The organism is Streptomyces sp. NPDC001348 (genome assembly GCF_053597535.1).
On sequence record NZ_JBSFIK010000009.1, the window covers coordinates 154,381 to 177,883 of the forward strand.

Annotated in this window: 23 protein-coding genes; 9 read left to right on the forward strand and 14 right to left on the reverse strand. The window is 70.2% G+C overall.

The annotated features are described in order from the left end of the window. Positions 1-17 precede the first annotated feature (17 nt). From ACWC21_RS12710 to ACWC21_RS12720, 3 genes are all read left to right on the forward strand, one after another. Positions 18-1,304 carry an RNA-guided endonuclease InsQ/TnpB family protein gene (locus tag ACWC21_RS12710; RefSeq protein ID WP_450880925.1) on the forward strand — a complete coding sequence of 429 codons (1,287 nt, stop codon included), beginning with the start codon at positions 18-20 and terminating at the stop codon, positions 1,302-1,304. 129 nt (positions 1,305-1,433) lie between these two features. Next, positions 1,434-2,060, forward strand: a complete 627-nt coding sequence (locus ACWC21_RS12715; protein WP_450880927.1) for a DUF6232 family protein — start codon at positions 1,434-1,436, stop codon at positions 2,058-2,060. Then, positions 2,057-2,410, forward strand: coding sequence for a hypothetical protein (locus ACWC21_RS12720; RefSeq protein WP_450880929.1), 354 nt, complete (start codon positions 2,057-2,059; stop codon positions 2,408-2,410). Before ACWC21_RS12715 ends, ACWC21_RS12720 begins: the two co-directional genes overlap by 4 nt. A gap of 26 nt (positions 2,411-2,436) precedes the next feature. Here the strand turns inward: ACWC21_RS12720 and ACWC21_RS12725 are convergent, their stop codons facing one another. Genes ACWC21_RS12725 through ACWC21_RS12735 form a run of 3 tightly spaced genes read right to left on the reverse strand, consistent with a single transcriptional unit; the run spans position 2,437 to position 3,258 of the window. Next, positions 2,437-2,577: a hypothetical protein gene (locus tag ACWC21_RS12725; RefSeq protein WP_450880931.1), complete on the reverse strand. Its 141-nt coding sequence runs from the start codon at positions 2,575-2,577 to the stop codon at positions 2,437-2,439. Continuing rightward, positions 2,577-2,789 (reverse strand): hypothetical protein, encoded by a 213-nt coding sequence (locus tag ACWC21_RS12730; protein WP_450880933.1) that lies wholly within the window; start codon positions 2,787-2,789, stop codon positions 2,577-2,579. The genes ACWC21_RS12725 and ACWC21_RS12730 overlap by 1 nt, the downstream gene beginning before the upstream one ends. Continuing rightward, entirely contained in the window at positions 2,782-3,258 is a 477-nt protein-coding gene (locus ACWC21_RS12735; RefSeq protein WP_450880935.1) for a nucleoside deaminase, read from the reverse strand. The genes ACWC21_RS12730 and ACWC21_RS12735 overlap by 8 nt, the downstream gene beginning before the upstream one ends. A gap of 158 nt (positions 3,259-3,416) precedes the next feature. On the opposite strand from ACWC21_RS12735, the gene ACWC21_RS12740 reads away from it, so the two are divergent. Continuing rightward, complete coding sequence (locus ACWC21_RS12740; protein WP_450880937.1) at positions 3,417-5,534, forward strand: hypothetical protein; 2,118 nt, start codon at positions 3,417-3,419, stop codon at positions 5,532-5,534. After that, positions 5,534-7,084 carry a hypothetical protein gene (locus ACWC21_RS12745; protein ID WP_450880939.1) on the forward strand — a complete coding sequence of 517 codons (1,551 nt, stop codon included), beginning with the start codon at positions 5,534-5,536 and terminating at the stop codon, positions 7,082-7,084. Before ACWC21_RS12740 ends, ACWC21_RS12745 begins: the two co-directional genes overlap by 1 nt. A gap of 80 nt (positions 7,085-7,164) precedes the next feature. Here ACWC21_RS12745 and ccsB read toward each other — a convergent pair whose 3' ends face one another. From ccsB to hemL, 7 genes are all read right to left on the reverse strand, one after another. Next, positions 7,165-8,208, reverse strand: a complete 1,044-nt coding sequence (ccsB, locus tag ACWC21_RS12750; RefSeq protein WP_450881078.1) for a c-type cytochrome biogenesis protein CcsB — start codon at positions 8,206-8,208, stop codon at positions 7,165-7,167. Positions 8,209-8,433: 225 nt separating this feature from the next. Continuing rightward, a complete protein-coding gene (gene resB / locus ACWC21_RS12755; RefSeq protein ID WP_450880941.1) occupies positions 8,434-10,158 on the reverse strand; it encodes a cytochrome c biogenesis protein ResB in 1,725 nt (574 codons plus the stop codon). Between the two features lie 3 nt (positions 10,159-10,161). After that, positions 10,162-10,935 carry a cytochrome c biogenesis CcdA family protein gene (locus tag ACWC21_RS12760; RefSeq protein WP_450880943.1) on the reverse strand — a complete coding sequence of 258 codons (774 nt, stop codon included), beginning with the start codon at positions 10,933-10,935 and terminating at the stop codon, positions 10,162-10,164. 1 nt (position 10,936) lies between these two features. Further along, positions 10,937-11,527 (reverse strand): TlpA family protein disulfide reductase, encoded by a 591-nt coding sequence (locus ACWC21_RS12765; RefSeq protein ID WP_450880945.1) that lies wholly within the window; start codon positions 11,525-11,527, stop codon positions 10,937-10,939. Between the two features lie 66 nt (positions 11,528-11,593). Continuing rightward, on the reverse strand, positions 11,594-12,886 hold the full coding sequence (locus ACWC21_RS12770) for a hypothetical protein (protein ID WP_450880947.1): 1,293 nt from the start codon (positions 12,884-12,886) through the stop codon (positions 11,594-11,596). Between the two features lie 154 nt (positions 12,887-13,040). Beyond that, positions 13,041-13,739 (reverse strand): histidine phosphatase family protein, encoded by a 699-nt coding sequence (locus ACWC21_RS12775; protein ID WP_450880949.1) that lies wholly within the window; start codon positions 13,737-13,739, stop codon positions 13,041-13,043. Then, entirely contained in the window at positions 13,736-15,082 is a 1,347-nt protein-coding gene (hemL, locus tag ACWC21_RS12780) for a glutamate-1-semialdehyde 2,1-aminomutase (RefSeq protein ID WP_450880951.1), read from the reverse strand. The genes ACWC21_RS12775 and hemL overlap by 4 nt, the downstream gene beginning before the upstream one ends. A 269-nt stretch (positions 15,083-15,351) precedes the next feature. Here hemL and ACWC21_RS12785 point away from each other — a divergent pair, with 269 nt between their 5' ends. Continuing rightward, positions 15,352-15,999 (forward strand): hypothetical protein, encoded by a 648-nt coding sequence (locus ACWC21_RS12785; protein WP_450880953.1) that lies wholly within the window; start codon positions 15,352-15,354, stop codon positions 15,997-15,999. 69 nt (positions 16,000-16,068) lie between these two features. Here ACWC21_RS12785 and ACWC21_RS12790 read toward each other — a convergent pair whose 3' ends face one another. Genes ACWC21_RS12790 through ACWC21_RS12800 form a run of 3 tightly spaced genes read right to left on the reverse strand, consistent with a single transcriptional unit; the run spans position 16,069 to position 18,867 of the window. Continuing rightward, positions 16,069-16,755 (reverse strand): GntR family transcriptional regulator, encoded by a 687-nt coding sequence (locus tag ACWC21_RS12790; protein WP_450880955.1) that lies wholly within the window; start codon positions 16,753-16,755, stop codon positions 16,069-16,071. Further along, positions 16,715-17,527, reverse strand: coding sequence for an aspartate/glutamate racemase family protein (locus ACWC21_RS12795; protein ID WP_450880957.1), 813 nt, complete (start codon positions 17,525-17,527; stop codon positions 16,715-16,717). The genes ACWC21_RS12790 and ACWC21_RS12795 overlap by 41 nt, the downstream gene beginning before the upstream one ends. Continuing rightward, the gene (locus tag ACWC21_RS12800; RefSeq protein WP_450880959.1) at positions 17,524-18,867 is read right to left on the reverse strand and encodes a dicarboxylate/amino acid:cation symporter; all 1,344 of its coding nucleotides are present in this window, start codon (positions 18,865-18,867) and stop codon (positions 17,524-17,526) included. Before ACWC21_RS12800 ends, ACWC21_RS12795 begins: the two co-directional genes overlap by 4 nt. A gap of 133 nt (positions 18,868-19,000) precedes the next feature. On the opposite strand from ACWC21_RS12800, the gene ACWC21_RS12805 reads away from it, so the two are divergent. Further along, positions 19,001-20,425, forward strand: a complete 1,425-nt coding sequence (locus ACWC21_RS12805) for an aspartate ammonia-lyase (protein ID WP_450880961.1) — start codon at positions 19,001-19,003, stop codon at positions 20,423-20,425. Between the two features lie 17 nt (positions 20,426-20,442). Here ACWC21_RS12805 and ACWC21_RS12810 read toward each other — a convergent pair whose 3' ends face one another. Then, positions 20,443-21,441, reverse strand: a complete 999-nt coding sequence (locus ACWC21_RS12810; RefSeq protein WP_450880963.1) for a 4,5-dihydroxyphthalate decarboxylase — start codon at positions 21,439-21,441, stop codon at positions 20,443-20,445. Between the two features lie 107 nt (positions 21,442-21,548). Here ACWC21_RS12810 and ACWC21_RS12815 point away from each other — a divergent pair, with 107 nt between their 5' ends. Together ACWC21_RS12815 and ACWC21_RS12820 are read left to right on the forward strand one after the other, a co-directional pair. Continuing rightward, complete coding sequence (locus ACWC21_RS12815) at positions 21,549-22,397, forward strand: LysR family transcriptional regulator (RefSeq protein ID WP_450880965.1); 849 nt, start codon at positions 21,549-21,551, stop codon at positions 22,395-22,397. Between the two features lie 245 nt (positions 22,398-22,642). Then, positions 22,643-23,443 (forward strand): SAM-dependent methyltransferase, encoded by an 801-nt coding sequence (locus ACWC21_RS12820; protein ID WP_450880967.1) that lies wholly within the window; start codon positions 22,643-22,645, stop codon positions 23,441-23,443. Positions 23,444-23,503: the final 60 nt, after the last annotated feature.

The following is a 23,503-nucleotide window of genomic DNA, read 5'->3' on the forward strand; positions in this document are numbered from 1 at the left end:
GTGGCTAGGTTCGTGGCATGTCACGTTTCCGGCTGTACCCGACGCCCGTGCAGGCACAGCAGATGCTGCTGCACTGCGCGCACGCCCGGTACGTCTGGAACCTGGCCGTCGAGCAGCACGCGCACTGGAAGCCCGGCCGCAGGTCCGCGCCCGGCTTTGCGGAGCAGTGCCGCCAGCTCACCGAGGCCCGCCATGACAACGAGTGGCTGCGCGCGGGGAACGCGGACGTCCAGCAGCAGGCGCTGAAGGACTTCGCCGCAGCCAGGAACGCCCGCTTCACCTCCGGGTTCGGTGAGCCGACCTGGCGCAGGAAGCACGTGCACGAAGGCTTCCGCGTCATCGGCACCGACCGAATTCCGGAGTTCGAGCCAGACGGCAGCCCGAAGCTGAATGCCAAGGGCAAGCAGGTCATGGGCCGGTCAGTGGTGGTGCAGAGGCTGAACCGGCGGTGGGCGCAGGTGAAGGTGCCCGGCTGTGGCTGGGTCCGCTTCCGCCTCACCCATGCCGGACTGCCCGCCGCGAAGACGTTCCGGGTCACCTTCGGAAACGGGCAGTGGCACATTGCGTTCGCGGTGATCCCCGAGCCGGTCGACGCTCCGACGACGGGCGAGGTCATCGGTATCGACCGGGGTGTCACCATCACGGCCGCCCTGTCCGACGGACGGAAGCTGAACTGCCCGCAGCTCACGGTCAAGGAACGCGCCCAGATCCGCAAGCACCAGCGGCGTGCCGCCCGCGCCCCCAAGGGCAGCGACCGCAAGACGGCCGAGTACGCGAAGGCCGCCAAGCTCAAGGCACGGGAGGCGAACCGGCGCAAGGACTGGTGCGAGAAGACCAGCACGATGCTCGCCAGGTCCTACCGGCTGGTGCGGTTCGAGAAGCTGGACATCAAGAACATGACGCGCTCGGCGAAGGGAACAGCCGAGCAGCCTGGCAGGAACGGCCGGCAGAAAGCCGGGCTGAACCGGGGCATCCTCGCTCAGGGCTGGGGCATGCTGAGGCGGCGCACCGAGCAGAAGGCTCCGGGCCGGGTGGAGGACGTTCCCGCACCCTTTACGTCCCTTCGGTGCAGTGCCTGCGGATGGATCGAGAAGAAGTCGCGCAAGAGCCAAGCCGACTTCGTCTGCGTGTCCTGTGGGTTCAGCTGCAACGCCGATGAGAACGCAAGTATCAACGTCGCGGCAGGACAGGGCGGAATCCCCCGCCCCCGGCACACAGCCGGTGCCGGAGGGGTGACAGCGGCCGCCAGCCGTTCGAGCGCCCGCGAACCTCAACCCACCCGGGTTGGAATCCCCCTCTCTTAAGAGGGGGAGGATGTCAAAACCGCCTCACAGTTGCCCGCTGATTACGACTTGCACCCAGGGCCACCTTGCGTGGTTAATGAGCAGCAGTCAGTGATGGGTCGTGTCATCACCCATACCTCAGGGGGACGTATGAGCAGCACCGAGCCGCCGGTCGCCAGACCCGAACCACCGGGGCACTACGACATCCCGCCACCGCCCGCCGTTCCGCCGCTGTCGGCGACCGCCATCGATCTGCGGGTCGGCAAGCGGCTGCTCTGGGTCGGCGGGGGCGCGTACCCGCTGGAGAACGTGACGCGGGTGTACACCTACCTGCTGAAGCCGAAGCGCAAGGAAGCCACGATGCTCTTCCTGAGGCGCCTGGGGATCATCCTGTCGGTGGCGTTCGCCCTGACGATCCTCGGCGGCATCACGAGCATCGCGAGCCAGAGCGCGGCCGGCGGGATCGTCACGTTCGTGTGGCTGGGCGCGGTGGCCGCGCTGGTGTTCAGCCTGGTCGAGCTGTACACCGTGCTGACGTCGCCGGTGCAGTACGTGCTGGCCGTGGAGACGTCGGGCCCGTCCATCGCCATGGTGACGAGCCGCGACCCGCACCAGCTCGACGCCCTGGTCGGATCGATCGTGCAGGCGATCGAGAACCCGGAGACCGAGTTCCAGGTCCGGGTGGAGCGGCTCATGGTCAACCCCCGGAACTACTACTTCGGGGACAACGTCAACATGTACGGCGGTACGGGCAACGTGGGGGTGTCACACGCGTGAGCGGCGACAACTACTACTTCGGCGACAGCGTGACCATGCACGGCGGGCGGGGCAACACGGGCATCGTCAAGAACCAGACGGCGCCCGCCGCGCCCGCCGCCTCCCCCGAACTGCAGGCCGCGATCGGAGAACTGATCGTGCTGGTGGGGCAGTTGCGGGCGCAGGTCCCGTCCGCCAGCGCCCAGGCCATCGACGACTCCCTGCCGGACATCACCGCCGACCCGGACGCGGCACCGCAGGAGAGGCACCGGGCGCTGATGGCGGTCGCGGGCATCGCGGCGACGGTCGGGGCGGTGGGCCAGCCGGTCGTCGAGGCCGTCAACAAGATCCTGGGGCTGCTGAGCTCGTAGCCCGGCACCGGGCCCCGCGCCGGCGCTCACCCGAGGGTGATCGAGTCCAGCTTCTCCCGCAGATACGCATGGGAGTCGACGGGCGGGTACGCCACCCGCCCCACCGGCGCGGGCACGGACTCCACCCTCGTCCCCGGGGTGCACTCCCCGAAGTACACGAGCGACATCACCCGAGTAGGGACAGCAGTTCCTTCTCCAGCGCGGCCGCCTGGGCGAGGTACTCCTCGCACAGGGGCCGCAACTCGGGCAGCCCGGTGACCAGCAGGAACCCGGCCGGCCTGCAGGGCCTCGTCCACGGTGCGGGCGATGCGGGCACGGGTGTCCCGGTCGCCGTCCCGCCACGGCCGCAGATCGACGGTGGGGATGAGGGCTCAGTCATCCGCGGTGTCCTCTCCGGTGCTCTCACCAATGTCCTCGTGCCACAGCGCCGGGTTCTCCGCGACGAAGCCGCGCATCAGTGCCGTGCACTCGGGATCGTCGAGGAGGACCACCTCGACGCCGTTCTCCGCGAGCCAGTCGTGCCCGCCGTGGAAGGTGACCGCCTCGCCGACCACCACCCGCGGGATGCCGAACTGCCGGACCAGCCCGCTGCAGTACCAGCACGGGGAGAGGGTGGTCACCATGGTCGTCCCGCGGTACGTCCGCTGCCGTCCCGCCGCGCGGAACGCCGCGGTCTCCGCGTGCGCCGAGGGATCCTCGTCCTGGACCCGGCGGTTGTGGCCGCGGCCGAGGAGGGTGCCGTCGGGGCCGTAGAGCGCGGCGCCGATCGGGATGCCGCCCTCGGCGAGCCCGGCGCGGGCCTCGGCGACGGCGGTGGCGAGCCAGGTGCGTGCCTGTGCCTGATCCATGCCTCCACTCTGGCACTCCGCAACGACGATCCGGCGCTCCATGCCGGCACTCCGGCGCTCCATGCCGACACTCCGCCCAATTTCGTAACCCAACGGACATCACGCGATCTAGTCGGAAGCAGCTACCTCTTCCTACACTTGAGTCAAGGGGGGATGCGGTGCACAGACGTCTGCACGGGCGGGGGGCCCTGTTCGACACGGATCCGGCCGGGCTCGCTCCGCGGCTGGTGGGGTTGCGCCCGTACCAGCATCGTGCGCATCCGGTCGAGCATCCGAAGGAGCTGCCCTTCGTCCTGTTCACGGGGGCCCGGGGGCTGGGCAAGAGCGCGGTGCTCGGCGAATTACGGGAGGCGTACCGGGGACACACACCGGTCGCGTTGATCGACTGCGCCGACGAGCAGTTCGCCCGGCCGCCCGCGGACCGGCCCGCCGAGTCCTGGTCGCCGGTGGCCCAGGCGCTGCTGGTGGTCGCCGAGCAGCTCGCCGAGCCGGTGACCGGTGCCGGGCGGATCCAGTTCCCGCGGCTGATGTCGGGCCTGGTCGCGGTGGCCGCGAGCGGCTGGGGCGACGCCGACTCCGAGCGGATCCGGCGGGAGGTCGAGCGGATCCTGCTGCTGGGCGAGAGCGGGTCGTGGATCAGTGGCTTCGCCGGACGGTGGGCGGGGAAGGTCGCGGCGAAGGTCGTCGCCGCCGCGACCGGCACCGGTCCACTGCTGTCGGGGGCCATCGAGGCCACCCTGGAGTCCGTCGCGGAAGGGTTCTCGCACCGGCGGCACCAGAAGGCCTCCGTGTGGTACCGCACGTATCCCAACGCCGGCGGGCACGCCCAGCGCGGGCTGATGCTGCTGGCGGGGCACTTCCGGGCGGGCGGCACCTCACGGGAGCACGCCGAGCGGTATCTCGTACGGGCCCTGCTCACCGACCTGACCGAGGCGTACACGGGTGTGCTGCCCCGCATGCAGCGGCTGGGCCGGCCGCTGGTGCTGATCGACAACGCGCAGGCCCCGCCCGGGCCCGGACTCGTCGACGCCGTGCTGCGGGACCGGGCCGAGGGTATCGCCGACCGGGTGGTGTTCGTCGGCGCCCGGCGCGGTGAGGGCCGGGAGGCGCTGCGCAACGCCGTCCGCCGCAGCCTGCCCGAGGTGGCCCGGCGCAGCGAATGGACCCCGGACGCGGCCGTGCCGTCCTCCCGGGCGCTGCTGGTGTCGCTGCCCGCGCTCAGCCCCGACGACACCCTGCACATCGTCGGCGCGGTCTGCGACGACACCCCGGTGCCGCCCCGACTCCCGCACGCCACACACCGGCTGACCGGCGGCAATCCGCTGGGCATAGCCCTGCTCGCCGAGTCGGCCGCGCAGCACCTGCCCGGAGCCACCTCCCTCGGTGAGCTGCTCACCGCCGAGGTGCGGCTGCACGAGGACCATGACGGCGCCCCGGCCTACCGCGAGCTGCTCGACCGTCTGGTGCCCGCCGACCGGCTGGACGAACTCACCGTGCTGGCCGCCGCCCACGACCACGACTCCGCCTGCGCCCTGGCGACCGCGCTCCTCCCGGACGACTTCGGCCCGTCGGACGTACGGGCCCTGCAGACCCGGCTCGCCCAGGAGGGACTGCCGGGCACGCCCGGGCACTTCGTCGGCGACCCCTTCGTGCGGACCCTGCTGCTGCTCCGGCTGCATCTGCGCGACGCCGACCACAGCGGCTGGCGGACGGCGCACGAGACACTGATCGCGCACTACGCGCCGGACGCCGGCGAGGAACCCGGCCGGGCCGGCTACCGGCTGTACCACGAACTCGCCCTGGGGTCCCCGGACTCCGCGGTCGCGCATCTGCGGGACACCTTCGCCACCGCCGACACCCGCAGCTGGCTGCGCACCCTCCGCTTCGTCGCCGCCGCGCCCTACTTCCACGCGCACGACGCCGACGGCCGTGACTTCGGCGGCCGGGGCGACCGGCGGGCCGACGTGGCGCTGGGCCGCACGGACGCCGTGCAGGAACCGCCGCCGGGCGTGGACGCCGTACTGCACCTGCGGGTGCGGCGGTTGCTGCACGCGGTGTGGCAGCTGACCGACCCGCTGGTGCTGCCGGATCCGAAGGTGTGCGACCGGCTGCGCTTCGAGCTGGAGCAGCTGTCCAATCTGCGGCCCGCGGGCAACGCGCTGCTGTGGCGGGCCTCCCGGGACTGGCCCGCGAGCGTGCTCGCCGGGCGCCCGCTGGACGCGTGGGACGACGAGGAAGACGGCGACGGCACCGGCGGACCGGACGGGGAGGCGTGATGGCGCGCAGGGGCGTGGGCACGTGGGTGCGCGAGGGCGTGTGGGAGATCCCGTTGCGCCGCTATCTGGCGCTGCTGGTCACGGTGGCCCTGCTGGTCGGCCTGGTCTTCGCGGTGCGCACGCTCGCGCACGACGACCGGTCCTGTGCGGCCGGGGTGGTGCGGCCCGAGGGCAGCGACGAGTGCGTGGGCGTGGCGACGGGCGCGTACGACTTCGGACGGCCGCAGTTCCGGGACGCGGTGCGGGCGATCGAGCGGGAGAACCAGCGGCTGAAGCCCGGCAGGTACGTCACGGTGGCCCTGATGCTGCCGTTCACCTCGACCGCCCCCGCCAACCTGGCCGACATCCAGCACCAGCTCCAGGGCGCCTACCTGGCCCAGTACCAGGCCAACCACCGGTCCAACGGCGAGGCGCCGGCGATCCGGCTGGTGCTCGCCAACCCCGGGGCCGCCGGCGACCACTGGCAGCTGACGGTGGACGAGCTGGACGGGATGACGAGGACCTCGGACCGGCTGCGGGCGGTCGCCGGGATCGGGCAGAGCACGGACAACAACAAGAAGGCGGTGAAGGAGCTGACCCGGCGCGGGATCCCGGTGGTCGGCTCCTCCATCACCGCCGACGACCTGGCCAACGGCCAGGGCGGCAAGGACCCGTTCCCGGGGCTGGCACGGGTCTCACCGACCAACACCGACGAGGCCCGTGCGCTGGCCTCCTTCGCGAAGGTGAGCGCGGGCCGGGCGCTGCTGGTGTACGACAAGCCCGGCGACCCGTACACGCGGACGCTGCAGAGCGCGTTCACGGCGCTGCTGAAGGGCTCGCGGTACGAGCCGCGGCCGTTCTACCCGCCCGCCGACCGCAGCGAGGAGGGCACGACCGCCAACACGTTCTGGGAGATCACGCAGATCCTGTGCTCCACGCCCGGGACGACCGACACGATCCTGTTCGCGGGCCGGCACACCCAGCTGCGGCAGTTCATCAACGCGCTGGGCGGACGCGGCTGCGCGGACCGGAGGTTCACCGTCCTCACCGGTGACGAGGGTTCGTACCTGACCGGTGACAGGAAGCTGGAACGCGGCGCCCTGGAGCACAACCTCTCGGTGCGCTACACCTCCCTCGCCCACCCGGACGCCTGGAAGGCGGCCCCCGCGTCGGCCACCGGCGGCTCGGCCAAGGACGCGCGGGACCTCCAGCAGCTGGTGGCGGAAGGCGGGCGCGGGCCGGTCGGCCCGATCGGCAAGGTGGGCCTGGACGACGGCCAGCTGATCATCGGCTACGACGCCGTACGGCTCGCCGTGCGCGGCATCCGTATGGCCACGCACCGCGGCTCGGCGACTCCGGCGCTGGACACGGTGGGCCACGAGTGGCCCCAGGTGCAGGGCGCGCTCCGGCTGGGCGGTGCCGGCGGCTGGATCTGCCTGGACGCGCACGGCAACCCGTACGACAAGGCCGTGGCGATCGTGGAACTCGTTCCGCAGGGCGGCTCCCGCTTCGTGAAGACCGCCTGGCCGGAGGGGAAGCCGCCGGGGAAGGAGTGCCTGCCGCCGTCCTAAGGGGTGTCCGGTGCTGATCGAAGCGTGGACATGACCGGGAACGGACGCCTCAGGCCGGCCCTCGGGCCGGCCCCTGGGGCTCAGACGCCCGCGTAGGAGTGCTTTCCGGTCACGAAGATGTTGACGCCGTAGTAGTTGAACAGCCAGCAGCCGAACGCGATCATCGCCAGGTAGGCGGCCTTGCGGCCCTTCCAGCCGGCCGTGGCACGGGCGTGCAGGTAGCAGGCGTAGCCGATCCAGGTGATGAAGGACCAGGTCTCCTTGGGGTCCCAGTTCCAGTAGCGGCCCCAGGCGTCGCCCGCCCAGATCGCGCCCGCGATGATCGTGAACGTCCACAGCGGGAAGACGGCCGCGTTGACGCGGTAGGCGAACTTGTCGAGCGAGGAGGAGGCGGGCAGGCGCTCCAGCACCGAGGTCGCGAAGGCTCCGGGCTTGCCGCCGGTCTGCAACTTGTTCTCGTACGAGTCCTTGAAGAGGTACAGGATCGTGGCGACCGCGCCGACGTAGAACACCGCGCCGCAGAAGATCGCGGTGGAGACGTGGATGTACAGCCAGTACGAGTGCAGCGCCGGGACCAGCTGGTCGCTCGCGGTGTAGAGGACGGTGACCGCGAGGCCCAGGTCGAGGAGGACCGTGGTGATCAGGAACAGGCCCATCCAGCGGACGTTCTTCTTCAGGGCCAGCAGCGCGAGGTAGACGGCGACGGCGACCGTGGAGAAGGTGATGTTGAACTCGTACATGTTGCCCCACGGCGCCCGCTCCACGGAGGCCGCGCGGCAGACGACGCCGGCCAGCTCCACGAAGAAGGCGAGCACGGTGAGGGAGACCGCGATCCGGCCGTAGAGGTCGCCCTGCTCGTCACCGCCGTGGGCACCGGGGCCGTCCGGCACGTCCCGGGCCCCGGACGCGGAGCGCACGACGACCTTGGGCCGCTCCAGTACGGCGGTCCCGCCGGCCTGCTTCACCGTGACGGCGGGACCCCCCTTCGCGGCGTCGGCGTCCTGCGTGAGCGCGGCGGCCGTGCGGGCCACCCTGCTGCGGCTGCCGAAGAGCCATTCGGCGATGTAGGCGAAGAAGGCCAGGGTGTAGACGGCCATCGACGAGTAGATGAGCGTGTTGCTCATGCTCGCGAGGTGTTCATTGGTGGCGGCGGCGAGAGTCACCTCAGCACTCCTTCGGGTGATATCCCGGCGATTTGCCGTCGGGCGGTGAGGTCTGCGGGGAAGCTTGCGGTCGTGTTACCGGGCTGGTTTCAACCCGGCTGGCGTTGATCGTGGAAGACCTGGCGGACCGCTGGTCCGCTGGGCGGCGTGAGCCAGGAATCTCCCTGGATCTGTGAGGGAGAGGATTCAATGCTCAGCCCCTTCGGCAGTAACTGCGGCGTCGGAGTCGGACACACCGTCCGACTCCGCCTCCGAGTCGTCGGGTGCCCCCGGCGCCTGGTCGTAGAGGATTCCGGCGAGGTCGCCCAGTTCCTCCGGCACCTTGGCGGACTCGCTGCGGCCGAGGCCGGCCATCTCGACGACCGTGACGCCGTCGGCGCCGCGCGCGGCCCGCACCCAGACGCGGCGGCGCTGGATGAACAGGGACGCGGCGAGACCGAAGATCGCGGCGAGCGCACCGCCGAGGGCCCAGCCGCTGCCGGGCTCCTGGACGATCTCGAAGCCCGCCCATTCCTTGACGCCCTTCTCGAAGGTGATCGAGCCGGCGCCGTTCGGCAGCTTCATGGTCTGCCCGGGCCTCAGGTTGCCCCTGAGCTGCTTGCCCTTGGCGTCCTTGAAGCCCTTCATATGGGTCTTGTCGAGCTGGTACACGCTCTGCGGGATGCCCGCGTCGACGCCGAGGTCGCCGTAGTACGGCGTCAGGTTCAGCACCGGGTTGTTCAGCGCCGGGAAGCTCGACAGGACCGAGGAGCCACCGCCGTAGGTCGGCAGGAAGAAGGCCTGGACACCGAGCTGCTCGCTGACACCCTGGGCGTTCTTGTAGCCGTCCATGACCTTGACGACGCCCTGCGAGGTGACGTTGCCGTCGAGCGGCAGCAGCGGTACGGCGTCCTTGGAGACGACGTCGCCCTTGCCGTCGCGGACGGTGATGACGGGCGCGTAGCCGTGGCTGACGAGGTAGACCTTGGCGTCGTCGATCTTCAGCGGCTCGTTGACCTTGATGGTGGTCGACTTGGCCCTGCCGTCCGCGCCCTTGCTGTAGTCGATCTTCGCCTGGAAGGTGCGCGGGGTGCCCTTGGTGGGGCCGCTGGTCTCGTACGTCGCCTTGAAGTCCTTGAGGTCGAAACTGAAGGGCACCAGGTCGTCGGGGGTGAACATGCTGCCGGACTTGAAGTCGTCGTACATCGGCAGCACGTTGGAGAAGCCCGGGTCGCCCTCCACCATCAGCTTGGTGCCGTCCGACTTGTACAGCTGGCCGGAGGCGAAGGCGATCAGCAGCACGATCAGCGCGATGTGGAAGACCAGGTTGCCGAGCTCGCGGACGTAGCCCTTCTCCGCGGCGACGGCGTCACCGGTGAGGTCGGCGCGGAAGCGGCGCCTCTTCAGCAGGGCGAGCGCCGCCTCGCGGACCTGCTCGGGGTCGGCCGTCGTGCGCCAGGTGGTGTAGGCGGGCAACCGGGTCAGCCGCCTGGGCGCGACCGGCGGACGGCCGCGCAGCTGGCCGACGAACTGCCAGGTGCGCGGGACGATGCAGCCGACGAGGGAGACGAACAGCAGGATGTAGATCGCGGAGAACCACACCGAGCTGTAGACGTGGAAGAGCCCGAGCCTGTCGTAGACCGGCGCGAGCGTCGTGTGGGACCTGCGGAAGCCGGCGACCTTGGTGGCGTCGATGCCGGTCTGCGGGATCAGCGAACCGGGGATCGCGCCGAGCGAGAGCAGCAGGAGCAGCAGCAGCGCCACCCGCATGGAGGTCAGCTGGCGCCAGAACCAGCGGGCCCAGCCGATGACGCCCATACCGGGCACACCGGAGAGCTCCTCCCGCGGGGCGGTGGACAGCTGGGAGCCGGCCGCCCCGAGGCCCTGGTCCTCGGCTCCGCCCGGGGCGTTGTCGGCAGTGGTCTTGCTCATCGATCAGATCCCCACAGTGAAGCCGTTGGACCAGGTCTGCATCTCCTGCACGAGACGGTCCCACGCGCCGGTCAGCAGGAGCACACCGGTCAGGATCATCATCGTGCCGCCGATGCGCATCACCCAGACATAGTGGCGCTTGACCCAGCCGAACGCACCGAGGGCCTTGCGGAAGGCGACCGCGGTGAGGACGAAGGGGACGCCGAGGCCGAGGCAGTAGGCGACGGTCAGCAGGGCGCCGCGGCCGGCGCTCGCCTGCTGGGACGACAGGGCGACGACGGAGCCGAGGGTGGGGCCGATGCAGGGCGTCCAGCCGATCCCGAACAGGGCGCCGAGAAGGGGCGCGCCCGCCAGGCCCGTGGCCGGCCGCTTGTGGAAGCGGAACTCGCGCTGGGTCAGCCAGGGCATCAGTCCCATGAAGAAGACGCCCATCAGGATCATGAGCACGCCGAGCACCCTGGACAGAACGTCCTTGTACTCCTGCAGCGTCTGCCCGAAGAAGCCGAACATCGCCCCGCCGGAGACGAAGACCACCGTGAAGCCGAGCACGAACAGGGACGCGCCCACCACCATCCGTCCCCGCCGGGCTTCCTCCAGGTCGACTCCGGTGACTCCCGTCACATAGGAGAGGTAGCCGGGGACCAACGGCAGGACGCAGGGCGAGAAGAAGGAGACGAGCCCGGCGAGCACCGCGATGGGCAGGGCGATCAGCAGGGCGCCGTTGAGGACGGTCTGGTTCGGACCCGTCTCCGCGGCGAGCGTCACGAGCGCGCTCACGTCACTTCTCCGCGAGGACCGGCTTGAGCATCTTCAGCAGGCTCTCCTCGCTGAGGGCCTGCAACGCCCGAGCGGCGATCTTCCCGTCCCGGTCGAGGATCAGGGTGGAGGGGATCAGCTGCGGGTTGAGCGTGCCCTTCTTGAAGCGGAGCATCATCTTGCCGGTCGGGTCGTACAGGCTGGGGTAGGTGATCCCGTGGCTTTTCTCGAAGGCGACCGCGGGGGTGGTGGTGGAGTCCCGGGTGTTGAGTCCGACGAACTGCACGCCCTTGCCCTGGTACTCCTTCGACACCTTGGCGAAGTAGCCGGCTTCCGCCCGGCACGGCGGGCACCAGGAGCCCCAGACGTTGATGACGACGACCTTGCCCTTGTAGTCGGCGACATCGAGGGACTTGCCGTCGACGGTCTTGCCGGACAGATCGGGGGCGGCGACCCGCTTGCCCTTCGGCACCGTGGCGATGCCGTTCTTCCCGGTGACGAAGTTGGTGTTGCCGCCTCCGCCGGACATGCCGCCGTTGCCGCATGCGGACAGGGTCAGGGCCGCCGTGGCGGCCACGGCGCTGAGCAGGATGGCGCGGCTGCGGGTACTCATGTGAAAAGTTTCGCATGCCCTTTCCAGGGCTGTCGGGCACCCCCCTTGCGGGCGGAAAACCGCATTTCAGGCAGCGTTCGAAGCGGCTTTCCCGGTGTCCGACAGGAAGCCCTTCCAGCCCCCCGAGGGCCGCTGCCCGACCTCCAGGGTACGCAGCTTGGCGAGCACCTCGGGCTTCTGCGCGTCCATCCAGTCCACGAACTGGCGGAAGGAGACGAGGCGGACGTCGGCACCCTTCTCCTTCTCGCGCGCGATGTGCTTGAACGCCTCCTCGACGGCGTCCATGTAGATGCCGCCGTTCCAGTGCTCGAAGTGGTTGCCGATGAAGAAGGGTGCCCGGTTTGTCTCGTATGCCCGCTGGAATCCGGATATGTAGGACTGTGCGGACTGCTTCCGCCAGTGCGGGTAGTTGTAGGCCGGGGCCTTCGTCGAGTTGACGGACTGGTTGGCGAGCATGTTGTAGTCCATCGAGAGGACCTCGAAGGAGTGCCCGGGGAACGGTATCTGCTGCAGCGGCAGGTCCCAGATCCCCATGCGCTTGTCCGGCCACACCTGGCGCCCGCCGGGCGAGGAGGCGTCGTAGCGCCAGCCGAGCTCGCGGGCGGTGGGCAGCAGGTGGTCCTGGCCGAGCAGACAGGGCGTACGACCGCCGACGAGCTCCTTGTCGTAGTCGAACGGCAGCGCCGGCAGGTCCTTCCAGCCGGTGTTGGTCCGCCACTGCTTGACGAAGGACTTCGCCTGCTCGATCTCGCTCTTCCACTGCTGCGGGGTCCACCACTTGACCGAGCCGTGCGTCTCGCCGCAGAAGTGCCCGTTGAAGTGGGTGCCGATCTCGTGGCCCTCGAGCCAGGCGCGCCGGACGTTGGTCAGTGTGGCCTTGACGTGGTCGTCGGTGAGGTAGCCGATGTCGGAGGCGCCGCGCGGGTTGTTCGGCGGGTTGTACAGCCGTTTCTTCGACTCGGGCAGCAGGTACAGCCCCGAGAGGAAGAAGGTCATGCTCGCGCCGTGCTCCTTGGCGAGGTCCAGGAAGCGGGGGAAGAGTCCGTTGCCGACCTCGCCCGCCCCGTCCCAGGAGAAGATGACGAACTGCGGCGGCTCCTGGCCGGGCTGGAGCGGCTCGGGCCTGGCGGGCTGGTGGGGCTGCTTGCCGGTGAAGGATGTGGAGCCGTCGCCGATGGGGCGGGCGGGGTGGGCATCGCTGCCGCTGCCTTCGCCGTGTCCCCGGGAGCGCCCCTCGCGGGAACCGGAGTTGCGGCTTCCGTCGTCTGACGCGCCGGACGTTCCGCAGCCGGCGAGTGAGGCGGCGGCCGCGGTGGCCGCGCCGAGGCCGAGCATTCCCCGGCGGGAGAAGGTGCGCATGAGGACCCCGATTCGTCACGTCCTGCTGGTGGTCACCAACTGAGAGGGCGTGACGAACCGGTAGGTTCCTCGGTTATTCAGATAATCCGCAACAAATGTAACGGGTTTGTCCCGGCGCCTGTGACGGATCTCTCAGGCGCGCATCAGGCCTGCGTCAGGCCCCGTACGCCTTCCCCTGCTGACCCTTCACCGGCTTGGCGCCGGCCCGCAGATGGGCCGGAACGAGATCGCGGGCGGGCTCGGAATAGCCGACGGAAACGATCCTGTCACCCTGGTATGTGAAAGTCGTCAGGGAGGCGAGCGTGCACTGCCGCTTGCGCGGATCGTGCCACAGCCGCCGCCGCTCGACGTAGGACCGCACGATCCAGATCGGCAGCTGATGGCTGACCAGTACGGCCTCGTGCCCGCGCGCCCGGTCCTTGGCCGCGTTCAGCGCGCCCATCATCCGCACGACCTGGTCGACGTACGGCTCCCCCCACGACGGCTTGAAGGGGTTGACCAGGTGCTTCCAGTTCTCCGGCCGGCGCAGCGCCCCGTCCCCGACACCGAAGGTCTTGCCCTGGAAGACGTTCTCGGCCTCGATGAGCCGCTCGTCGGTGCCCAGGTCCAGGCCGTGCGCCTTGGCGATCGGGGTGGCGGTCTCCTGCGCCCGCTCCAGCGGGGAGGCGGCGACGTACGTCACATCGCGCGGGGCGAGGTGCTCGGCGACCCGCTCGGCCATCTGCCGGCCCAGCTCGGAGAGGTGGTAGCCGGCCAGCCGGCCGTAGAGGACCCCGGTCGGGTTCTCCACCTCGCCGTGCCGCATGAGGTGGACGACGGTGATGTCGTTGTTGCCGTTGCCGTTGCCGCTCATGCCGCCGTGGCCTCCGCCGCCGCTCGGGCCGCCGCCGGGAGGGCGTCGGCGATCTTCTGGACGGCCCGCTCGTCGTGGGCCGTGGAAACGAACCAGGACTCGAAGGACGACGGCGGCAGGTAGACGCCGTTCGCCAGCAACGAGTGGAAGAACGCGGTGAAGCGGAAGGACTCCTGCGCCTTGGCGTCCTCGTAGTTCCGCACGGCGCGGTCCGTGAAGAAGACGGAGAACATGTTGGAGGCGCTCTGCAGCCGGTGCGCCACGCCCTCCTTGGTGAGCGCCTCGGTGACCAGCCGCTGGATCTGCTCCGAGGCCGCGTTCACCTTGTCGTACGCGGCGTCGTCGAGCAGCCGCAGCTGGGCGAGGCCCGCGGCGGTGGCGACCGGGTTCCCGGAGAGGGTGCCGGCCTGGTAGACGGGCCCGGCCGGCGCGAGGTGCGCCATGACGTCGGCCCGGCCACCGAAGGCGGCGGCCGGGAATCCCCCGCCCATGACCTTGCCGAAGGTCATCAGGTCAGGGCGGACCCCGTCGATGCCGTACCAGCCGGCGTGGCTGGTACGGAAGCCGGTCATCACCTCGTCCGAGATGTACAGCGCCCCGTTCTGCGCGCAGGCGTCCTTCAGTCCCTGGTTGAACCCGGGCAGCGGCGGTACGACGCCCATGTTGCCGGGCGACGCCTCCGTGATCACGCAGGCGATCTCGCCGGGGTGGGCGTGGAAGGCGGCGTGCACCGCCTCCAGGTCGTTGTACGGCAGCACGATCGTGTCGCCGGCCTGGGCGCCGGTGACGCCGGGGGTGTCCGGCAGCGCGAAGGTCGCGACGCCGGAGCCCGCGGCAGCCAGCAGCGAGTCCACGTGCCCGTGGTAGCACCCGGCGAACTTGATCACCTTGGACCGCCGGGTGAACCCGCGGGCGAGCCGGATCGCCGACATGGTGGCCTCGGTACCGCTGGACACCAGCCGGACCTGCTCGACGGGCTCGACCCGGGCGACGATCTCCTCCGCGAGGGCGACCTCACCCTCACCGGGCGTGCCGAAGGACGTACCGCGTGCGACGGCCTCCTGCACGGCGGCGATGACCTCGGGGTGGGAGTGCCCGAGGATCATCGGCCCCCAGGAGCACACCAGGTCCACGTACTCCCGCCCGTCGGCGTCGGTGAGGTACGGGCCGGTGCCGGAGGCCATGAAGCGGGGGGTGCCGCCCACGGCGCGGAAGGCGCGCACCGGGGAGTTCACGCCGCCCGGCGTGACGGCGGTCGCACGGTCGAACAGTGCCTGCGAGACGGGCGCTTCGTAGGGGTAGAGCGCTGCCGGCAGCGCTCCCGAGGAGTTGGCTTCACTCATGACCTGCGGCTTCTCCCACCTTCTTGGACAGGGTGACCTCATCAGGGTAGGCCGACGGCGGAGTGACTCCGGCAAAGCGGGGGGCCGCTGCCACAAACTCGCGGGCGACCCTCCGCCATCTGCGAGACTGGGACATGACCCTGGACATGATCCTGCGGACTGTTGTTTCCCCGCACGTTTCGGCGGGCGGCCGTGGGGGAGGTCACTGACACGATGATCGGGTTGCGCGGCGGGGGCCGCGCGTCCTAGAAAAGCAGTCGGGTGGAGATATGCATCGCGGTGGCGGACTGGGCGAGGGGACCGATGACCTGGGTCCTCGACGTGCCCGGCGGGGAAGGCACCGACGCGAGGCGGAGGAAGCCGGCGAAGCACATCAGGCACCGGGCGGTCCGAATGAGCCGGAGCGGGCCGACCGACGTATTGATCGTCGTGATCGTCGAGTGGACCGGCTGGGGGCGGGGAGCAGGAATGGTGGTCGGGTGGGGGTGACGTACAAATACTTCGGCGCGCCCGACGGCGCGACCGCGGCCCGTGTGCCCATCTCGATGCGCCCCGAGGAGCTCGGCGGCGACGAGCTCGGCATGAACGGCATGTTCACCAAGATCAAGCCGGAGACGATGGCCGCGATGGTCCTCACCGGCATCGAGGGCGTCCCCCTGCACAAGGTGCCGCCGCTCGAACTGGTCGTGCTGCACCCGGACTACGCGGTCGTGAAACTCCCGATGACCGTCGTCGACCCCCTCCGGGGAATCGGCGAGGAGGCGGTCGGCGCGGCGGCGTTCATCTGGTCGACCGTGCCGGACCGGGGCGGGCCCCGGGACGCGTTCAACGTCTACCAGTTGCTGCACGAGTGGCAGGACTTCAGCCATCGGTTGCATGAGGCGGGGCATCAGCCCTACTGCTTGGTCTGGCCCTGAGCCGGGGTCTCGTGATGTGCGGGCGGGTCCTTCCGACCCGCTCCACGTGAGCCCCCAGGCGTCGGCGTTTCAGCCGGTCACCGCTTCGGCGAACTGGTTGCTGTCGAAAAGGTCGTTGATGTGTCCGCCGAGTTCGGACCAGTGGCGTCCGGAGAGTTCGGCGGCGGCGTGGGCGTCGCCGCCGCCGCAGACGGCTATGAGCTGGTCGTGGTGTTCGATGGTGTTGCGGCCGCCCAGCAGGGTGGAGAACTTGCGGTAGAGGATGCGGTGGATCTGCGGGTGCAGTTGCTCGATGATCCGGCTGAGCACGGGGTTGTCCGCGGCCGTGATGGGGACGGCGTGGAAGCGGTCGTCGGCGGCGAGGGCGGCTGTGGTGTCGTTGGCGGCGACGGCCTGTTCGAAGTCGCGGTTGGCCTCGCGCATGCGCTGCAGGTCCTGCTCGGTCATGACCGGAACCGCTGTCTCCACGGCGAGTTGGTCGAGGGAGCGCAGGACGGCGAGGGTCTTGGCGACGTCGCGGCGGTTGAGGGTGGTGATACGGGTGTAGACGCCCGGCTTCGCTTCGACCAGGCCGATGTCGGCGAGCCGGGCGAGCGCCTCGCGCACCGGGGTGCGGCTGAGACCGAGGCGCTCGGCGAGCTCACCGTCCTTGACCTTTTCACCCGGGGCGAGTTCCCCACGCACGATGGAGTCGCGCAGGCGGTCGAAGACCTCGTCACTGAGGAGGCGGCGAGAGACTGGGCGGTCGAGTGACATATTGCGTACAGTACATCGCTGTCAGGTCCTGTCCTTGCTCGCTCCGCCCGGCCGGGCGCTCGGTGGCGGCCCGGCGGACGAGGGCCTCGGCCAGGACGAGCGCCGGATCGATGAGGGGGACGTCCACGGCGTCGGCGGACAGGCCGAGCGGAATCTCGCTGCAGCCGGCGATGACCGCCTGCACTCCTTGCCCGGTCAGGCGTTGAGCGGCGCGGCACAGGAGCCGGGTCGCCGTGTCGCCGCCGCTGCCCGCCTTGACCATGCGGATGGCGGTCATGACCTCGTGGTTCTGGCTGGTGGCGTCGGGGAGTGCGAGTCGGACGCCGAAGCGGTCCAGCCACTCCTGGTACAGGCCGGCCCGGACAGTGCCGGTCGTGGCGAGCAGCCCCGCGGTGTGGATGCGGGGGGTGAGCGTGGTGAGATGCCGGGCGACCTCACCGATCATGTGGACGATGGGCAGGCCGACGTGGTCGGCGATGCGCGGGACGAACGCGTGGGCCGTGTTGCAGGGGATGGCGATGACGGTGGCGCCGGCTTCGCGCAGGAGGCGGCTGCCGTCGAGGAGCCAGGGGGTGGGGTCGGGGCCGTCGCCCAGCAGGGCCTCGGTGCGGTCGGGGATGGTCGGGTCGGACCAGATGACCGTCCGGAGATGGTCCTGGTCGCTGGAGCCGGGGGTCATCGAGACCAGCTTGGTGTAGAAGTCGGCCGTGGCTGCCGGCCCCATGCCGCCGAGGATGCCGATGATCTCGGTGGCGGGAGCGGGGGTGGTCACCGTGCGGGTTCCTTCTGGAAAGCCGTGCCCTCGGACTCGGCCCGGGTGCGGGAGGGTTCGCGCCTGCCGAGTCTGGCTTCGCGCCGGTTCTCGGAGCTGTCGACGACCGCGGCGGCGAGCGAGTTGCCGATGACGTTCACGCCGGTGCGGGCCATGTCGACGATGAAGTCGACGCCGAGGAGCAGGGCGATGCCTTCGGCGGGCAGGCCGATGGAGTTCCCCGCGGCGATGAGGACGACGATCGAGGCGGAGGCGACGCCGGCCATGCCCTTGGAGAGGATCACCAGCACGCCGACCATGAGCAGCAGGGCCGGCAGGGAGGTGTCCGTGCCGTAGGCGTTGGCGAGGAAGACCAGTGCGGTCGCCTGGTAGAGGACCGAGCCGTCGGTGTTGAAGGAGTAGCCGAGCGGGACGACCAGGGAGGTCGTGGAGCGGCTGAGGCCGAATGCTTCGAGCTTGCCCATCAGAGGGGCCAGGACCGACTCGGAGCTGCGGGTGACGAAGGCGATCCCGGCCAGCCCGGCGATCGACTTCAGCAGGGCGACGTAGCGGATGCGGTAGATCGCGGCGATGACCGGGAAGAGCACGCCGACGACGACGGCCAGGCCCGCGTAGACCACGGCGATGAAGCCCAGCAGGCTGCGCAGGTTGCCGAAGCCGTAGTAGGCGACGTCGTACGAGATGAAGCCGAGCACACCCAGCGGCGCGACCCGGATGACGTATCCGACGACCTTGAACATCACCGCTGCGACGGACTCCAGGACCGAGGCGAAGGGCTCGGACTTCTCCCCGATCGCGGCCATCGCCACGCCCACGAGGAGGGCGAAGACGATCGCGCCCAGCAGGTTGCCCTCGCCGAACGCGGCGAAGATGTTCTTCGGTACGGCGTGCAGGACCAGTTCGTGGAAGTCGACGCCCTGGTTCAGACCGTCCAGGTCCCTGGCGTCGGCCCCGTGGACGGGCGCGCCCTTGCCGATCCCCGTGAGCTTGGCCAGCCCCACCGCGATCAGCAGGACGACGGTGGTGACGATCTCGAAGTACAGGATGGCCTTGCCGGCTGTCCGGCCGACCTTCTTGACCGACTCCATGCGGGCGATGCCCAGCACGATGAGCGGGAAGACCAGGGGCAGGACGACGACCTGCACCAGATTCAGGAACACGTCTCCGAGGATCTTCAGCTGCTCGCCCGCGGACGGGGCGAGAGATCCGATGAGGGCGCCGAGGCCGACGGCGACGACCGACTGTACGCCGATGGGCATCCGGAGACAGCGCCGCCAGAGCCCGGCGGGGCGTGGCGGTGGGGTGTCCGTGCCGGTGGGGAGGGGGTGAACGGTGTCCATCAGAACTCCTGGGCTATGCAATATATTGCGTTCTGCATGTTGGTCGGCAACACTGAGGCCGGACGCGGTGGCCTGTCAAGGGGTCCCGCCGGAAACCCCGCCTACGTCCGGCGGCAGTGACGAGGAGCAGCAGATGGCTCAGCCCACACGCATCGAGCACGACCTGGTCGGAGACAAGGAGGTGCCCGCCGACGCCTACTACGGCGTCCACACCGTGCGGGCCGTGGAGAACTTCACGATCACCGGTTCGACCATCGCCCGGTTCCCCGAGCTGATCGCCGCACTGGCCGCGGTCAAGCAGGCCGCCGCCCAGGCCAACCGCGACCTCGCCCTGCTCCCCCCGGACCTCGCCGACGCGATCGTCCGAGCGTGCGAGGAGATCCGCGCCGGACGGTTCACCGAGCAGTTCGTCGTCGACCCGGTCCAGGGCGGAGCCGGCACCTCCACGAACATGAACGCCAACGAGGTCATCGCCAACCGTGCCCTGGAGGTCCTCGGCCACCCGCGTGGCCGCTACGACGTGGTCCACCCCCTCGACCACGTCAACCTCGGCCAGAGCACCAACGACGTCTACCCCACCGCCGTACGCCTGGCCCTGGTCACCTCACTGCGCCGGCTCGGCGACTCGCTGGGGGCACTGGCCGCGGCGTTCACCGAGAAGGCGACGGAGTTCGGCGCCGTACTGAAGATGGGCCGCACTCAGCTCCAGGACGCCGTGCCCATGACGCTGGGCCAGGAATTCACCACGTACGCCGTCATGATCGAGGAGGACCGGCAACGCCTCACCGAGGCTGCCGCACTGCTGCTGGAGTCGAATCTCGGCGGCACCGCGATCGGCACGGGTATCAACGGCCACCCCCGCTACGCGGAACTCGCCTGCGCGTATCTCGCCGAGCTCAGCGGCGAACCCGTCCGGCCCGCAGGCGACCGCATCGAGGCCACGCAGGACTGCGGCGCCTTCGTCCAGCTGTCCGGCGTCCTCAAGCGCGTCGCCGTGAAACTCTCCAAGACCTGCAACGACCTGCGCCTGACCTCGTCCGGCCCGACAGCCGGACTCGGCGAGATCAACCTGCCGCCGGTGCAGGCCGGTTCGTCGATCATGCCCGGCAAGGTCAACCCGGTCATCCCCGAAGTCGTCAACCAGGTCGCCTTCGAGGTCATCGGCAACGATCTGACCGTCACCATGGCCGCCGAGGCCGGTCAGCTCCAGCTCAACGCCTTCGAACCCGTCATCGCCTACAGCCTGCTGCGCTCCCTGACCCATCTGCGCGCCGCCTGCGACACCCTCGCCACGCGCTGTGTCCCCGGCATCACCGCCAACCGCGAACACCTTCACGACAGCGTCCACCGTTCCATCGGACTGGTCACCGCGCTCGCCCCGCACATCGGCTACGCCGCCGGCACCGCCCTCGCCCGCCAGGCCCTGGCCACCGGCCGCGCCGTCAGGGACCTCGCCGCCGAGGCCGGCCTGCTCACCGCCGACCAACTGGACACGCTCCTGCGGCCCGAGAACCTCACCGGACACTCCACCCGGCCCGCGACGGCAGACGCTCCGTGACGTCCGGGAGACGGCGGCTACGTGTCGAGCAGTTCCGCGGCGAAGACGTCCTCGATCCTCCACTGCCAGCCGGTCAGTCCCTGCTCGTGGTGGTAGCGCAGGCAGGTGTCGAGGGCGGCGCGGTTGGCCGCGATGCCGTAGGGCCACCAGTCCTCGGGGAACTCCTCACCGTTGCGGTCCACCAGGGCGTTCATCCACGGGATCATGGTCTGGACCTGGTAGAGCCTGCGGCTCTGGCGGTAGCGTTCGGCGGCGGCGTCCTTCGCCCGGGAGAAGGCACGGTGGACGCCGTGCGCGAGCCCGGGATGCTCCCGGAGCAGTTCCCGCCGGACGACGATGGTGTGCATCATCGGGAAGATGCCGGTCCGCCGGTAGTAGTCGCGTTCCAGCGGCTCGTAGTCGGGGAACAGCCGGGTGACGTTCGGGGATCCGTCGAGCACGCACTGCGGGACGTTCGCCGAGAACAGCGCGTCGATCTCACCGGCGTCGAGCATCGCGCTCAGTGTCCTTCCCGCGGGCGCGACGCGCACGTCGACGTCGGCCGGGTGCGGATGGGGGATGAAGTCGAAGGGGGGCGCGGGGTGTTCGAGGCCGCCGATCACCCAGCGGCTCTCCTCGGGTGCGAATCCGTACTCGTCCATCAGGATCCCCTTGGCCCACACACCGGAGTCCTGACCGTAGACGCCGAACTCACCGATGGTCCTGCCCGCGAGGTCGCTCGGTTCCCTGATCCCGCTGTGCGCGTTGACGTAGACGCACGAGTGGCGGAACACGCGGTTCGGGAAGACGGGCAGTGCCACGAACGGCAGTCCGGTCTCCAGCAACCGCAGGTAGAAGGTGAGTCCGAGCTCTGCGACGTCGAACTCGTCCCCGCGGATCAGCCGGTCGAAGAGCTCCGGCAGGGTGGCTGCGGTCTTCATCGTGAAGTCGACACCGTCGGTGCTCACGGTCCCGTCGAACAGGGCCCGCGTCGTGTCGTACGGGAAGCAACCGACCGTGAGGGCGGGGGCGGCCATGGATCCTCCTTGTCGTCGGCTCTGTCGCTTCCAGCGTCGGCCGCCGTGGTGTCCGCCGTCCAAGTCCCTTCGGGAACGCCCGATACCGCACGGGTATCGTGCTCGAGGTGGACCTTCGCTCGCTCCGGTATTTCGTCGCCGTCGCCGAGGAGCGCCACATCGGCCGGGCGGCGAACCGCCTGCACATGACGCAGCCGCCGCTGAGCCGCGCGATCCGGCAACTCGAGGACGAACTCGGCGTCCTGCTGTTCGAACGCACCTCCAGAGGCGTCACCCTCACGCCCGCCGGAAAGGTTCTGTACGACGAGACGGGGGCGTTGCTGACGCGAGCCGACCGGATCCGCAGGCAAGTGGCCGCCGCCGCGGGTACGGCGACCCTCGCCGTCGGGACCCTGGCGGACGCCGCCGAACAGGTCGGCGGCCGACTGGTCGCGCACTTCCGGGCCCGCTGTCCGCACGTCCCCGTCACCCTCCACGAAACCGACCTCGGCGACCCGACGGCCGGACTTCGCGCCGGGCTGGTCGACGTGGCGATCACCCGGACTCCCTTCGACGACACCGGCATCAGCACCCGCGTCCTGCGCTCGGTACCCGTCGGAGTGGTCGTGCGTGACGACGATCCGCTGGCCGGCCACGCCTCGGTCTCGTCGGCCGACCTCGGCGGCCGCCGGTGGGTGCGGCTGCCGGACGGCGCCGATCCGGCCTGGACGGCGTACTGGACCGGCGGTGAGGGCGACGACGCGTCGCCGGTCATGCGAACGATCCAGGAGTGCCTGCAAGCGGTCCTGTGGAACGGCACATCGGCTCTCGCTCCCGTCGACCAGCCGTTGCCCGCCGGCCTGGTCGTCGTCCCCTTGAGCGATCGCCCGCCCAGCGATCTCGTCGTGGCCTGGCCGAGGACGGCACGCAGCCCACTGGTACGCGTCTTCGTCCAAGTCGCGGTGCACTGCTCTTGATGTCCGGGCGGGACTCCCCGGTCCCGCCCTCGCCGTCCGCCGTCCGCCGTCCGCCGTCATCGTCCGTCGTCCGTCGTCGACGAAGGGCTCGGTCTCCGGGGCCCGAGGTGCGCTGTGCCAGGTCTCGGCCGAAAACGTGACCGTCTTCGATCAGGGCTGTGTTAGAACCGGCGCAGTGTGCGTGATGCACCGCAGCACGGCGCGCACGCCCCCTCTCCGCCCACAACGACTTCAGGACGTGTGTCATGCGAGAAGAGCGCTTAGCCGGCTTCGCCCCCACCACGGCCCACCCCGCCCGCACCTGGAACTACTGGCTCGGCGGCAAGGACAACTACGAGGCCGACCGTGAGGCCGGGGACGCCATCCTCACCATCTATCCCGAGATCGCGGACATGGCCCGACTGCAGCGGGCCTTCCTCCGGCGAGTCATCACCCACTTCGCCGTCGACTGCGGCATTCGCCAGTTCCTCGACATCGGCACCGGCCTGCCCACCGCCGACAACACCCACGAAGTGGCCCAGCGCCTCGCGCCCGAGGCACGCGTCGTCTACGTCGACAACGACCCCATCGTCCTGCGCCACGCCGAAGCACTGCTGCGCAGCACCCCCGAGGGCAAGACCGACTACATCGAGGCCGACCTGCGCGACCCCGGCCGGATCCTCGAGGAGGCCGCCCGCACGCTCGACTTCACCCAACCGGTCGCCATCACCTTGCTCGGCGTCCTGCTGTTCATCACGGACGACGACGAGGCAGCCGGCATCATGCGCCACCTGCGCGACGCCATGGCCCCCGGCAGCTGTCTCGCGCTCACGCACACCACCACCGCGGTGGGCGGCGGCCGTACCGACGACGCCGCCAAGGAGTGGAACGACAACAGTCCCCACCCCATGGTCATGCGCACCCCCGAGCACATCCGCGGCTACGTGCAGGGCCTGGAACTGCTCGAACCCGGCATCGTCCCGCTGACGCGCTGGCGCCCGGACCCCACGGACACCGGCCGGGCCCGCGACATCGACGAGTTCTGCGCGGTCGCCCGCAAGCCCTGACGCACGCCCGCCGCCCCTGACGCACGCCCGCCGACCCGACGCACGCCCGCCGACCCCGAC